Annotated in this window: 12 protein-coding genes; 8 read left to right on the plus strand and 4 right to left on the minus strand. The window is 43.1% G+C overall.

The genetic code is table 11. The features are described 5' to 3' along the window. Positions 1-200 precede the first annotated feature (200 nt). Both V7K50_RS21805 and V7K50_RS21810 read left to right on the plus strand, forming a co-directional pair. Positions 201-1,058: a nitrate ABC transporter ATP-binding protein gene (locus V7K50_RS21805; RefSeq protein WP_334963643.1), complete on the plus strand. Its 858-nt coding sequence runs from the start codon at positions 201-203 to the stop codon at positions 1,056-1,058. A gap of 177 nt (positions 1,059-1,235) precedes the next feature. Then, positions 1,236-1,715 carry a YbjN domain-containing protein gene (locus tag V7K50_RS21810; RefSeq protein ID WP_334963645.1) on the plus strand — a complete coding sequence of 160 codons (480 nt, stop codon included), beginning with the start codon at positions 1,236-1,238 and terminating at the stop codon, positions 1,713-1,715. Positions 1,716-1,996: 281 nt separating this feature from the next. On the opposite strand, the gene V7K50_RS21815 is transcribed toward V7K50_RS21810, so the two are convergent. From V7K50_RS21815 to V7K50_RS21825, 3 genes are all read right to left on the minus strand, one after another. Beyond that, positions 1,997-2,119, minus strand: a complete 123-nt coding sequence (locus V7K50_RS21815; RefSeq protein ID WP_334963647.1) for a hypothetical protein — start codon at positions 2,117-2,119, stop codon at positions 1,997-1,999. Positions 2,120-2,291: 172 nt separating this feature from the next. After that, positions 2,292-3,275, minus strand: a complete 984-nt coding sequence (locus V7K50_RS21820; RefSeq protein WP_334963650.1) for a CHAD domain-containing protein — start codon at positions 3,273-3,275, stop codon at positions 2,292-2,294. 180 nt (positions 3,276-3,455) lie between these two features. Then, positions 3,456-3,860 (minus strand): NIL domain-containing protein, encoded by a 405-nt coding sequence (locus V7K50_RS21825; protein ID WP_334963652.1) that lies wholly within the window; start codon positions 3,858-3,860, stop codon positions 3,456-3,458. A 161-nt stretch (positions 3,861-4,021) separates the two neighbouring features. Between V7K50_RS21825 and V7K50_RS21830 the strand changes: the two genes are divergently transcribed. The 6 genes from V7K50_RS21830 to V7K50_RS21855 all read left to right on the plus strand — a co-directional run bounded on the left by V7K50_RS21830 (position 4,022) and on the right by V7K50_RS21855 (position 13,002). After that, a complete protein-coding gene (locus tag V7K50_RS21830) occupies positions 4,022-5,017 on the plus strand; it encodes a helix-turn-helix transcriptional regulator (protein WP_334963654.1) in 996 nt (331 codons plus the stop codon). Between the two features lie 151 nt (positions 5,018-5,168). Beyond that, positions 5,169-7,766, plus strand: a complete 2,598-nt coding sequence (locus tag V7K50_RS21835) for a TonB-dependent siderophore receptor (RefSeq protein WP_334963821.1) — start codon at positions 5,169-5,171, stop codon at positions 7,764-7,766. A gap of 149 nt (positions 7,767-7,915) precedes the next feature. Continuing rightward, on the plus strand, positions 7,916-9,067 hold the full coding sequence (locus V7K50_RS21840) for a PepSY-associated TM helix domain-containing protein (protein ID WP_334963656.1): 1,152 nt from the start codon (positions 7,916-7,918) through the stop codon (positions 9,065-9,067). A gap of 115 nt (positions 9,068-9,182) precedes the next feature. Further along, complete coding sequence (locus tag V7K50_RS21845; RefSeq protein ID WP_334963658.1) at positions 9,183-9,344, plus strand: hypothetical protein; 162 nt, start codon at positions 9,183-9,185, stop codon at positions 9,342-9,344. Between the two features lie 146 nt (positions 9,345-9,490). Next, positions 9,491-12,127: a 4Fe-4S binding protein gene (locus V7K50_RS21850; protein WP_334963660.1), complete on the plus strand. Its 2,637-nt coding sequence runs from the start codon at positions 9,491-9,493 to the stop codon at positions 12,125-12,127. A gap of 209 nt (positions 12,128-12,336) precedes the next feature. Next, entirely contained in the window at positions 12,337-13,002 is a 666-nt protein-coding gene (locus V7K50_RS21855; protein ID WP_334963662.1) for a DUF4082 domain-containing protein, read from the plus strand. Between the two features lie 159 nt (positions 13,003-13,161). Here V7K50_RS21855 and V7K50_RS21860 read toward each other — a convergent pair whose 3' ends face one another. Then, positions 13,162-13,497 (minus strand): hypothetical protein, encoded by a 336-nt coding sequence (locus V7K50_RS21860; protein ID WP_334963664.1) that lies wholly within the window; start codon positions 13,495-13,497, stop codon positions 13,162-13,164. Positions 13,498-13,828: the final 331 nt, after the last annotated feature.

Here is a 13,828-nt window from a genome sequence, read left to right on the forward strand (position 1 = left end):
TTAAAAAATTGACTTTTTTAGCCCAAGCGTATTGTGTTAGTGAGCCTTTAAAATCTCACAATTTATGCAAAATCATGAAAAAACGAACCGCAAAGGACGCAAAGGACACAAAGGAAGAAGAGTTTCAGAGGGTTTTTGCATAAGTCCATATTCATGAGCCTCTGAACTGAAACATCAAGCTTTGTAACCCCTAAAATACCATGCAAAACCGCAACCTGACAGCTACAAACACACTAGGAAAACCATTTGTCACTGCAACCACCACCCGCAGACCTTTCCTAGAAATTAAAGACGTTACCAAAGTTTATCCGACAAAGCAAGGCCCCTTCACTGTACTCGACGGCGTTAACCTCAACGTCGAACAGGGCGAGTTTATTTGTGTCATCGGCCACTCTGGCTGTGGCAAATCGACACTGTTAAATATGGTATCCGGTTTTAACTTTCCCACCTCCGGGCAAGTGTTACTAGAAGGAGAACCCATTACCAAGCCAGGCCCAGACAGAATGGTTGTCTTCCAAAACTATGCCTTGCTACCGTGGCGCACTGCTTTTGAAAACATCTACTTAGCTGTCAACGCCGTTTATCCCAACAAACCACAAGCCGAAAAAAGAGCGATCGTCCGCGATCATTTAGCAATGGTGGGACTGGCTGATGCAATGGAAAAGAAACCAATGCAAATGTCTGGTGGGATGAGACAAAGAGTTTCTATCGCCCGTGCTTTAGCGATTCGTCCCAAGGTCTTAATTTTAGATGAACCATTTGGGGCGCTGGATGCCATCACCAAAGAAGAATTACAAGAAGAATTGCTGAAAATTTGGGGCGATAACCGTTGTACAGTGCTGATGATTACCCACGATATCGACGAGGCACTATTTTTAGCAGACAAATTGGTAATGATGACCAACGGCCCCCATGCAAAGATTGGTGAAGTTATGGAAATTCCTTTTTCTCGTCCCCGCGATCGCAGCCGGATCATGGAAGATCCACAATACTACCAACTGCGTAACCATGCCCTAGACTTCCTCTTTAACCGCTTTGCCCATGATGATGTCGGTTAAGCTAATCCTCATTAATTTTTCCAGAATAATTCTTTATTCCTGCCGCCACCATGCGGGATGGTGGCGGCAGGAACGCTGCAATCAGTAGGGGCAATTCATGAATTGCTCTTACAACTGCGTCCACAAGTTATAAAGTATGTGTAGATAAAACAGCAAGTATGTTGAGAGAAAATCTGTATGACAAACTACCCAGAAACCTTAACTAGTAACGAACCCACTAAAGAGCTAATCACCGAGACAACAAGCATTAACCATGTGGAGGTAATTGAAAATGTCATCGATTCTTTGGAACAAGATGATAGTGCGATGGTTAGCCGCACTCCAGAGGGTGGTTATCTCTGGAAGTTTAAGTACGGCAGTGTGGAAGTATTTGTCAAACTCAACGGGACAACCGATGAAGACACCATAACGATTTGGTCTACAGTGCTAAATTTACCTGCTAAAGATGAACCCAGATTGCTGCGGTATCTTTTGGAGTTAAACTGCTCCAGCACTTTTGAAGCGCGTTTCGGTATTATTGAAAACCAGGTCGTTGTCATATCGACACGCACCTTAGCTGAGTTATCTCCTGGTGAAGTGTCTCGGCTAATTACCATTGTGGCAACGATCGCTGATAATAACGATGATGCTTTACAATCTGAATTTGGTGCAAGTTAAAGAATTTGGGATTTTGGACTTCGCCGTAACACCTGAATTTCTAATTTTGATTGTGGGTGGGATTGACTGGATTTTGAACTGTAGCTGATTATCTCAAAAACTCCAGCGAATCTGCAAGGACTTCTTTTTGTATACCAATTAAAAAGCGCCTGGGAGTGTTGCCGTGTTTCCACCCCAGACGCTTTTTATTTTTAACTTGCTCCTCACACAATTAGATAATATCACTGCTCTAATCAAAAAGCGAGTATATTGAGTGACACTTTCAAAACTGCACCACCAATTTAGTTTCTCATCCCATTTCGCACAATTCCTGCTAAAAATACATAGGGACTGACAAATAAAAAAACATCCCAAATTTTTTGTGGGATGGGTGTCCCCACCCGTCCCAGATTTAGAGCGTTCATGTTGCCCACTCCACAAAATGGATAATTTATTTCTTGTCAGTCCCATAAACAATAGCCGAAACCCGGATTCTATTCTTAAGAGAATGTTTCAAAAGTTTTTTTGTATACGCCTAACCCTTGGAGATCCCCCTAAATCCACGCCACTTGCTCATGGGGGAAACCCCCAAGAAGTTCACTTTCTTACCTCTGAAAGCGGGTGCAATATTGTTAAATGAAAACTATGCCTGGTTTCAGCTTTCAGATACCGTTCTTGCAAAGGTTGCCACTGCTGCCACGACTGGTAACGATTTTCAGTTAACAAAGTAGCAAGGGTGGGCAACTGAGTCGGAATTTCTGACTTGAAAACATCTGCAAGCCAGTCAGTTAAAACGGCACTATCTTGCATCGTACCCAAAATTTCTTGGATACTTTTCACTTCTGCAATATAAGCTGCGTAAGACTCGCCATATAAATCAGTAAATAACTCCAACTGGTAGCGTATACGTTTAGCTTCTTTTCGCAAACTATGAAGAATTTCACCTTTTGTTGTCAATTGTTCTTCTATCTTTTGTGGTTCCCAGTTTTTCTGGATTTTAACTTCTGAGTCTACAAATTGGGTGCCAACTAGCCAACCCGGATGCAGTAAGAAGTTACTCACTTCTGGTAGAAGTAAGTCTGGTAGCACTTGCTGAATGGTAAAAGATGCTAAAGGTTGATAACTGGGTTTTTCTAACCACTTATCCAATGAATCTTTTAGAGACTTGTAAGATTCATCTTTTAACATTTTCTGCACACTCGATAGTACATCTTCACGTTGTTTAGCCAACGCTGTGAAAGCTGTTTGCAAAGATTCTTGCTCTTTGCGGGGTAAATTTGGTTTATAATCGTTTTCCAAACTTTCTTTTAGTACGTCTAAATCTCGGAGATTACCAAGACGACGGGCTATTTTAGCGATATTTTTATCGGTTACTGGTTTTGATATATCCACTGCTAGCCCAAACCGAGTTACCGCCGTCCGTAGGCGGCGCATTCCTACTCGCATTTGGTGCAGCGCTTCTGGATCTTCATCTTTCTTAACAGATTTTTCCCACTTAAAGGTTTTCTTAAAGTGTTTTTGAATCGCTTGGTAGGCGTAGTCACCAAGAGTTTTAACCGTGGGTTGTGTGGCTAATTTCATAATTGATTAATGACTACCTCATGAGGTTACTGCATAATAACATTAGTTAAAAGTCTGCATTTACTTTTGAGATTTTTTTATGTAATCAGGATTGTTAAGTATGTTTATGAGTAATAAATTACTCAGCAAAAATCGATTCTACCGCAGATTTTATGATCCAATCAAACTAACAACTAACATCTAGAGATTTGTAGAAATTGCCTGTACGGGACAAGTGGGAATACACTGTTCACAGACAATACAGCGCGATCGCGTGAATGTCAATTTGGATGTCTCTGGGTGGAGGGTGAGGGCTTCGGTAGGACAAACCCCAGTACACAAGCCACAGTGGACACACGCATTCTCATCGATGGCAATTTCGCCTAATGTAGAAGAAACGTTAACATGGCGCGATCGCATCCACTCGATAGCCGCATCTAATTGATCGATGTCTCCTGATAGTTCGACTACTAGTTTACCGATTTGATTTGGGGCTACTTGGGCGCGGATAATATTGGCGGCGACGTTGAAATCTTTGGCCAGTACATAAGTGACTGGCATTTGCACCGCGCGTTTCGGAAAGGTGAGTGTGACTCGTTTTTTCACAGGTTTAGCAGAGAGTTTTTTCTATGGTAACCATTGCAACCAATCAGTTTAAGTATTCTGAAATTCAGAATCATGCTATGTGCGTTAGCTGCGATCGCTGTAGGCATCGCTCTCTATCCTAATAGATACTATTTATCAACAAGTAGTTGATAAATAGTATCATGATCATTCGTCTAACTGGGACAGAAGACTTTGGCGAATTTTGCAAAGATGTGCAGTTTAATGACTATGAGGGAAAAGCAGAATTATCTACTTGGTTTGGTCAAAGTAGCTTTCGCTGGACTTTTCTTCGCCATAACCTGGAGATAGCAATCTGTGACGATGAGTTTTCTCATCCAGTGATTGCACAGCAGAAACACGATAATTCGACTGAGCTTATATCTAAGTTTTTTCTATCTGGTGCTATCAGAACTGTAACACCAAATGTACCTGGAGTCAGTAACGATTATGAAGAAATCGCAGGTTATAACTACTTATTTTGCTTGCCCGATGTTCGGGAGTTTGAGTATTTTAATGCAAATCAACACTGCCAAAATATTAAAATTTATTGGAATGCTGATTTACTTTCTAGTTTCCAAAGCAGCTTTGAGCAATTGCCAGCTTTGCTCCAGCACTTGAGAGAAAATCCGATGAAACAGCCGTTTCATCAGCCGTTAGGAGTTACCACACCGACAATGCAACTGCTACTGAGACAAATATTGCAGTGTCCATACCGAGGAACACTCAGACAAATGTATTTAGAAGCAAAGGTGTTGGAATTACTAGTACTTCAGATTACTCAATGGGGGGAAAATCATCAGGGATTGCAGCGATCGCAATTTTTCCGTGCTGATGAAATTGAGCGTTTACATCACGCCAAAGCTATTTTAAATCAAACGTTGCCCCATCCACCTTCTCTACTAGATTTAGCCAGCCAAATTGGACTCAATGACTTTAAGCTCAAGCGGGGATTTCGAGAAGTGTTTGGGACTACGGTGTTGCGATATGTGCAATCTCTACGGCTAGAACAAGCAAAGCAGTTACTCATCGAGACTAATTTAACAATTGTAGAAATTGCTTCTCAAGTAGGGTACGAGAGCCTAAGTCATTTTGGGTATCTGTTTAAGCGGCAATTTGGTATTACTCCTAGAGAGTATCGTAAACAAAAAGGCTTGTAGCAGAGAGTAGATCCCGATTCCGATAAAAAAAATCCGGTTTCAGTCTATATGCGATCGCACAATTTCCCGTATTCTCAATAAAGAGAGTTAGATAAAAATAATTCTCAAGTAGTGGTTCTGTTTTGAGAAATATGATTGGGTATGTGGAGTGATGAAACTGTGGCGATCGCTGTTTATTTCCTGTTTTTTTCTTTCTATGGTTATGGAACCTGGACAGGCAAAGGAAGAGAGTGAAATTCCTCGTGTGCAGGAACTAGACGGTTCCGCAAGAACAGTCAAAGAATGGTTAGCTCAGATAGAACAACAGAACCCGCCAGGGCAAAGCCAGGTGGGTGAGGTTATACAAGTTACCTCAGTGAAGGCAAATCCCACCGCTAAGGGTGTGGAGGTGATTTTACAGAGTGATAAAGGGCAACAATTGCAAATAGTCAATAGGAGTTCTGGCAATAACTTTATTGCTGATATTCCCAATGCTCAACTGCGTTTACCCAACGGGGATGCTTTTACATTTCGCTCGGAAAAACCAATTGCAGGGGTTGGTGAAATAACGGTAACAAACTTTGATGCTCAGACTATCCGAGTGAGTGTGACAGGGGAAATAGGTGTACCAACTGTCGAATTGTTTGATAGTCCAGATGAGGGTTTGATTTTCTCTGTGGCGAGTGCTGCATCCTCAGCGCAAAACCCCACCCCGCCTACGGCACCCCTCCCCTTACCAAGGGGAGAGGAAGAAGCACAACAAACACAGCCAACTCAATCAGGTGATGAACCGATTGAGTTAGTGGTGACTGGTGAGCAAGATGGATATAGTGTACCAGAAGCATCAACTGCAACTAGGACTGATACACCTTTACGTGATATTCCTCAGTCAATTCAGGTGATTCCCCAACAGGTAATCAAGGATCAGGGAATCACACGGATTACCGATGCGGTTCGTAATGTCTCTGGTGCTAATATAGGGGCAGGCTATGGCAATACTTTCGGTGATGTTAGGCTTCGCGGTTTTTCTAGCGGTACCTCAGTAGATGGGTTTACTGGTTTACTTCCTGCCAATGGTGCCAACATCGAACAGGTGGAGGTGCTAAAAGGCCCCGCTTCAGTGCTATATGGTCAGTTGGAGCCTGGTGGGTTGGTGAATTATGTAACAAAAAAACCTCTAAGCACCCCCTATTACTCTGCTAGTTTCACGGCTGGAAGCTTCGATTTCTACAATCCCGCAATCGACCTGTCGGGACCACTGACGACTGATAAAAAGTTGTTGTATCGTTTGAATGTTTCATACGAAAATTCCGGCAGCTATCGGGATTACATTGAAAACGATATCCTCTATATTTCTCCGGTTATCACCTACAAGATTAGTGATGTCACAACCCTAGACCTCGCCTATGAATATCTCAATTCTAAACAAGGGTTTGACAGGGGGACTAGTCCAGAATCGATCTTTTTAACGTTGCCTATAAATCGCCTTTTAAATCAACCAGATGATTTTTTTAATACTGAAAGCCATCGTGTTGAGCTAACACTAAATCATCAATTTAATGAAAATTGGCAGTCGAAGACGAGATTTTCTGCACAATTTGATGAAAATAGTGAAAAAGTTACCCAAGTTGGCGATCCTCTTTTAGATGATGGTCGAACCCTGCCGCGAGGACAGTTTGGTGATGGTCCAAATTATAGACAAATCTTCACCCTGCAAACCAACTTGATTGGTAAATTCAACACGGGTGCGATCGCTCATCAACTGCTTTTAGGTATAGACTGGAACCGGAATGTCTTTGATTATAACAACAGCTATAATGTTGATTTTCCTTCAATAGATATTTTTCAGCCAAGGTATGACGTTCCACTGCCCGATCTTACATACGGCAAAGGTAACACCACAACCGCCACTACAGGAATTTACCTGCAAGACCAGGTGACATTGCTACCCAATCTGAAATTGCTTGTAGGTGGCAGATATGATTTTATTGACTCAAGCAGTGAAAATTTTGACACATCAGTATTCGGTAGCGAATCGAGCCAGTCTGGATATTACTATGAAGCCTTTTCCCCGCGTCTAGGCATAGTTTATCAACCCATCGAACCGATCTCGCTGTACGTCAGCTACAGTAGATCCTTCAATACTGATGGCAGCAGAGGAAGAGATAAGGAGTTACTAGAGCCTTCACGGGGGACTCAGTACGAAGTTGGCATCAAAGCTGAACTATTTGATAAACGACTTTCAGCAACCCTTGCAGCTTATGATATCGCTAAAACAAATGTCGCCACTACAGACCCTATCGACGATCAATACTCGATCGCGCTAGGAGAAGTAAAAAGTCGAGGGATTGAACTGGATGTAGCAGGACAAATTTTATCAGGTTGGAAGGTGATTGCCTCTGGTTTTCTCAATGATGCCTATGTCAGCAAAGATAATGACCAGACACTCCAAGGTAAGCATTTGACAAATGCACCCTATCATGGTGCGAGTTTCTGGACAACTTATGAATTTCAAAAGGGTAACTTGCAAGGATTACAGTTTGGTGCGGGGTTGTTTTTTGTAGGCGATCGCGTTGCCAATATCAATGAGCAATTCATCCTTCCTTCCTATGTCAGAACCGATGCTTCTGTCTCCTACAAACGCAATAACTGGCGGGCGGCGCTCAATTTTAAGAACATTTTCAATGTCAAATATTACGAATCAAACGACTACCTCACCTTCCCCCAAGCACCATTTACCGTACAGGGGACAATTTCTTTTGAGTTTTGACCCCCCTTGTTTTCTCCCCTTGCAAAGAAGTTACCCCACCCTAACCCTGCTCTTATAAAGGGGAGGGAACATGATTCTTCTTCCCCACTTTCTAAGGGGGGGATTGAGGGGGGTAATTAAGCCTAACATCGTGCAAAGGAGCGTCTACCTTGAGTAATAAAAAACTACGTAACTTCGTATTGACCCTGCATCGTTATATTGGTTTAGCTGTGGGACTGATTGCCATCCTAGTTGGCTTAACTGGCAGCCTGATCGTTTTCCAGCGCGAAATTAACGAGTTTCAACTGCATCAACAGTTTGGCACTATCCTACCCAAAGGCGATGCCTACGGCAACCCAAAATGGGAACGCTTATCGTTGGAAGTTATCCTGGATATTGTCAAAGCTGCCTATGTCAAGCAGTCAGAAATGGCATTGCAAAGGGTTTATTTGCCAACTAAACCAGATGATCTCTTTAATGTCGTCATCTCAATTCCAAGTAACGATTGGGTAGAAGTCTACGTCAACCCCTACACGGGGTCAATTCTGGGCGACAGCCTACATCCTAATGCCGTACAGCACTTTATCCAGATTGTTTATGAACTCCATACCTCGTTGAAATTGGGCAATCTAGGTTTACAGATTCTGGGCATCGTCGGTTTAGTGATGTCCATTGTTGTAATCACGGGAATTATCTTGTGGCCCGGTTGGCGAAACCTGATTTCCGGCTTCAAAATAAAGTGGAATGCCCACCCCAAGCGCCTTAACTTCGATCTACACAAGGTATCTGGTATTACTACCGCCATATTTTTACTGTTGACATTTTTCACTGGATTTGCTTGGAATTTGGGCTATGTTGACCCTGTGATTCGTGCCATCACCTTCAGTCCATCGCTGCCTGAGCTTATCTCTGTAGCGATCGCAGGTCAACCTCCTTTACCCCTCAGCCAACAGGTGAAAACGGCTCAACTTGCCCTGCCTGACGGAGCATTGCGGAGCATTGACTTAACGACAGACCCCAAAGCTCCCTTGCGATTGCGGCTGAAGCTGCCCCAAGAGCGGGAGGAATACGGTAAGAGCAATGTCTATCTGGATCAGTACAGTGGTCAGGTTTTACGAGTTGATAATTCGTTAAAGGCATCCTTAGGCGACAAAATTCTTAATTCCTTCGAGCCACTACACTACGGCATCTTTGGCGGCTTACTCACTCGCATTCTCTATGTCTTCGTTGGTCTGGCTCCGTTAATTCTATTCATCACTGGCTTTATCATGTGGTGGTATCGCAAACGTAAGCAGAAAGATGATTTGCAACTAGTTAGGTAGGATTGAACAGCAGAATTTATGTCAGGACGAATCGATAGAGTCATTACCTGCGGTAAGCTTCGCTAACGCACTCTCTGTAAGTTAACTGTGACTCAGATTGCCAATTTAGTGGGTTATGCCCAACAGGGACACGTATGAAAAGTTGGCAGCCCAATATCTATCTATACTATGGCTAGCAGCAAGTGTAGTAGAAATTATTAGCAACCTGGTAATTCAACCTGCTTGGGCAGAAACGAAACTTGAGAATAAAGCTATTGATAGTTTACTTCACAAGTAGAGGTTCAGAACCCCGACTTTTTAAAAAAGTCGGGGTTCTATGACTTCCTCTTGCTCATTCAGAATTCCGAATTCAGAATTTTGAATTCTTGATCCAGCTTTCAGGGATAATTCTGGTTATACAGCAGCCTGCACGGAGAAATTAATATGACATCTCCAGAAACGGTTATATGGCTACAAGAACGCACGACTTTAGGAATTCTCTCACCTGAAGTGTTAAATGCGATCGCCCAAGTAATTGAAGAACAAGTGGTACCAGCCGAAACTGACTTAGTTAGGGAAGGCACTGCTCCAGAAGCCCTTTATATTCTCCAAGAAGGTCAACTCGAAAGCAATAGCAGCAATGAAAGCAACCCAGCCTTAGCTTGTGGATTCCTCCCCGGAGCAGTGATTCACCTTAAAGAATTGCTGTTGGAAGAATTAACTCCATTCACAATTACTACAGTAACAGAATGTCATTTGTGGGTTGTACCTGCTGCTAAATTACGTGCTTTAGTCACCCAATACCCCGAAATTTCTCAGGCTTTTTCCCGCCAATTGGTTCAAGAATTAGCTCAGGTAACATCTGCACTTGGCTATGAACAAGAACGTTCCGTAGCTTTACGACCATATTTAGTTACCAAGGCGCAACGGGGAATTGTCGGTACAAGTCGCTATGCTGTGCGGCTGCGAGAGCAAATTCGAGAAGCGGCGGCCGATCGCAAATCAGTGGATATTTTCGGAGAACCAGGTTTAGAAAAAGACAATATAGCAGCCCTGATCCACTTTGGCTCTTCAAAACGGCGAGAACCAATTATTAAAGTAAATTGTGGTATTCTCCAAACTAGCGGTGCAGACTTATTTGGTCGCGCTGGCGGCAAACCAGGACTATTGGAATGGTTGGGAGAAGGTACTCTAGTTCTCAACAACATCCAAGAATTGCCCGAAGAATTATTATCTCCGGTGACGCAGTTGCTCAAAGCTGGCACATATACCCCCGTCAGTCGTTCTGGAGAGCCACCCGCCCAACCTCGTCCCAGTCAAGCCAGAATTCTGATTGTTTCCGAAAAAACTCAGCCGACAATTGAACGTTCTGTTGGTCACATTATTAAAGTACCACCGCTACGGGTGCGGAAAGCCGATATTCAGACACAAGTTGAATATTACACTAGTCTCTACACTCGATCTAGAGGCGTTTCTAAACCGCACATCACCCCAGAAGCTTTGCGTCGTCTCCAGTCTTATGATTTTCCTGGGAACCTCAAGGAATTGAAAAATCTGGTAGAAAGAGCGATCGTGCAAGCTGAGGGTGCCAATGAATTAACAGAAGAAATTTTCTGGCCAGCCGAAACCAAGAAAAAACGATTTCGGTTGAATTTATTAAATGCCTATCCTCCTTTACGGCGGTTTTTACGTAGCCCCTGGTGGCCCGATCGCATTAACTATGGTTTGACTGCCACGGCTTTTCCCATCATCATTGCAATATTATTTATTGGGCCGCAAACCCGCGATCGCAATTTCGTATTAAATCTATTTTGGGCTTGGTGGTGGCCTTTCTTCTTATTTCTCTTTCCCTTTTTGGGTCGTGTCTGGTGTTCTGTTTGTCCATTCATGATTTACGGGGAAATTACCCAAAAGCTCTCCCTCTGGCTGTGGCCTCGAAAACTCAAGCGCTGGCCTAGAGAACAAGCTGAAAAATGGGGCGGATGGTTCATGTTTGGTTTATTCTCCCTAATTTTCTTATGGGAAGAACTCTGGCATTTAGAAAATACTGCCTACCTCAGCGCTTGTTTGCTGCTATTAATTACCGCCGGGGCGATGATTTTCTCTGCCCTTTTTGAGCGGCGGTTTTGGTGTCGTTATCTCTGCCCAATTGGGGGAATGAATGGTTTATTTGCCAAACTCTCAATGACGGAACTCCGCGCCCAGCAAGGGATATGTTCTGCCAGTTGCACCACTTATCAGTGTTATAAAGGTGGACCGCAAAAGGGCGAGGGGATGGAAACCAATGGATGTCCTTTATACTCGCACCCCGCACAGTTAGAAGATAACAGAGATTGCGTACTGTGCATGACTTGCCTCAAAGCTTGTCCCCATCGTTCCGTCGAGTTCAACTTACGTCCCCCTGGTATTGAACTGTGGACAACTCATGTACCCCGCAGCTATGAAGTAGCATTATTGTTTTTGCTATTGGGTGGGATATATCTGCATCGCTTGCCAGAGTTGTTATCTCTCTTGGGGTTACAACTGGATTTAACGCAGTTTTGGCAGCACTTGGGATTATCGCTGCTAGTGTTAATTATCCCAGCCGCTTTTACCTTCGCATCCTACAAAGTAATACAAGGGTCTTACTGGTTAGCCAACTATGTCGAAGCAGCCAAATCAAAAATCAAAAATCGTTCGACTGAGCGGCTTGCCTTGAGCGGAGTCGAAAGGAGCCGAAGTCAAAAATCAAAAATCCCAAATTGGATTAAGACTCGATCATTTGTAGAGCTTGCTTATGGCTACCTTCCATTGGTGTTGGGAGGAAACTTGGCTCACTATCTACGTTTAGGTTTAGGTGAAGGTGGGCGGATTTTACCTGTTACCTTTGCTACCCTTGGTCTGAATGGTGAACAGTTGCCAATATTGGTTGCTCACCCGGCTGTGATTGCTTTTTTGCAGGGTACGACCATAATTTTCTCCGTGTTGTTGACTATGTTATTAACGCAAAAAATTGCCAAGCAACCAGTGCTATCACTCCTTTGGCAGCATTTAGTAGCGATCGCTTTGGGCGTTAGTATGTGGGCAATTATCGTGTTTTGAGCTATATAGAACCCATTTGACATCTTGTGAGGTTTTGAATTAAGGTACTCCTCAGCATCTAAAATCCAATGCTAATGGCTTACGCTAAATAAACTAGCCCTTATTTAAATTTTGCGTGATTTTGCTGCAAGTTGTTGGTATTTTTAGTATAAAAAGTTATATTGCTGTAGAGAGTCTCGAATGTTAAAGTTTATCGGAGAAATAAGATCGTGACAATCGTAAATGTACTAAAAAAGTTATCAATAGCTTCTCCTTTCATCCTGACAACAGCTTTAGTTTCTGCACCATCTGTATATGCATCTGAAGCGATACAGAGTTTCGCTGGTGGATCTAACTTCCCAGCTTTTAATGGTACAAATCAAACAATTGGTTGGTCATTTACTGCTAATGACAACCTCTCGGTTACTGCATTAGGTTTTTACGATCAAACTCTTGCGAATCCTCTATCACAATCCCACTTAGTTGGTTTGTGGACATCGGACGGGAATTTACTAGCTTCAACAACTGTTCAAACCACCAGTCCACTAACTGGAAGCTTTCGTTACCAGGATATAATGTCAGTCAATCTTCTTGCTGGAATGTCATACGTTATTGGTGCAGCAATAACTAGTCCATTTAGTGATATTTACACTGTTCCCGGATTTGTAAATACGGCTCCAGAAATTACTCTCACCGGTAGCGCCAGAAATGGTTCATCCCAAGGCTTTAGTTTTCCTTCAACCCTGACAGCAGGTAACGGTAGGATTGGCCCTAATTTCAAATTTGACGTAGTTACTCAAGCTGTTCCTGAACCCACATCCCTGATTGGTATCTTAGGCTTAGGTGCTTTCGGTATCGCGTCTCTTCGTAAACGTAAGCAACTAGTTACAGAATAAACGAACGGACAGTAAATAGGACTTTATGTGCTTCTTTGCCTCTCCCTTGCGCGTGCGCTGGGAGAGGTGCTAAAAATTAGGGGGATAAATCACCTGTTTAATAGTGCGATCGCAGCGAAACATCTGTTTTTATTGAGAATCTAACCATATAACTGAGAATTAAACCCCGATCTCACTTTTTCGCGTTGCTCCCTTCCAACACGAGAGCAAAAAGTCAAACCCCGGATTCTGCCCCGAATTCGCTGCAACCTTGAGTTTCTGCATACGTTCTGGTCCTACATTTGACCGCGCTACAATCGCCTCCTGTGACCACTTTTCAGCGCTGGTAACAGGTGCGGCGGAACCTTCTCTACGAGACGCTGCGCGAACACCCTCATTAACAGCTTTGGTTTCTACACCCGAAACTGAATTTTCAACTAACAACAAAGTGGGATTACCCTGTTCTACAAGCCCTGGTGTTTGATGAGCGATCGCTGAACTTGAAGAATAATTCATTTTGAGCAAAGGGTGTCGCGGAACAAGTGCCTTCTCTACTCAGGGCGAACGCATCTAAATTATACTTTCTCACCACCAAGGTTAAGAATCAACGAAAAAATCAGCATTTATCGTTTGATTTATTTTCTAAGCCTCAAGGCGATGTCTACGACGGGCTACGCCTACGCTAAAATCTTTGTCAACAAGCAGGGATTAATGAGATTATCTTGGAGTCTATTGAAAATATAATAGTCTTACAGAGTTATGCAAATTATTGCTGAGGCGCTTGCCTATGACTGACATTTTGTACAAGCAGGCTATACAGCTTTGATGCGAAATTGCCGAGTATGAG

Source organism: Nostoc sp. (assembly GCF_036917135.1).
Taxonomy (GTDB): Bacteria; Cyanobacteriota; Cyanobacteriia; order Cyanobacteriales; family Nostocaceae; genus Nostoc.

Coding starts and splice junctions, on each gene's coding strand:
- V7K50_RS21805 (WP_334963643.1), top strand. CDS start 201: ATGCAAAACCGCAACCTGACAGCTACAAACACACTAGGAAAACCATTT.
- V7K50_RS21810 (WP_334963645.1), top strand. CDS start 1,236: ATGACAAACTACCCAGAAACCTTAACTAGTAACGAACCCACTAAAGAG.
- V7K50_RS21815 (WP_334963647.1), bottom strand. CDS start 2,119: ATGAACGCTCTAAATCTGGGACGGGTGGGGACACCCATCCCACAAAAA.
- V7K50_RS21820 (WP_334963650.1), bottom strand. CDS start 3,275: ATGAAATTAGCCACACAACCCACGGTTAAAACTCTTGGTGACTACGCC.
- V7K50_RS21830 (WP_334963654.1), top strand. CDS start 4,022: ATGATCATTCGTCTAACTGGGACAGAAGACTTTGGCGAATTTTGCAAA.
- V7K50_RS21835 (WP_334963821.1), top strand. CDS start 5,169: ATGAAACTGTGGCGATCGCTGTTTATTTCCTGTTTTTTTCTTTCTATG.
- V7K50_RS21845 (WP_334963658.1), top strand. CDS start 9,183: ATGCCCAACAGGGACACGTATGAAAAGTTGGCAGCCCAATATCTATCT.
- V7K50_RS21850 (WP_334963660.1), top strand. CDS start 9,491: ATGACATCTCCAGAAACGGTTATATGGCTACAAGAACGCACGACTTTA.
- V7K50_RS21860 (WP_334963664.1), bottom strand. CDS start 13,497: ATGAATTATTCTTCAAGTTCAGCGATCGCTCATCAAACACCAGGGCTT.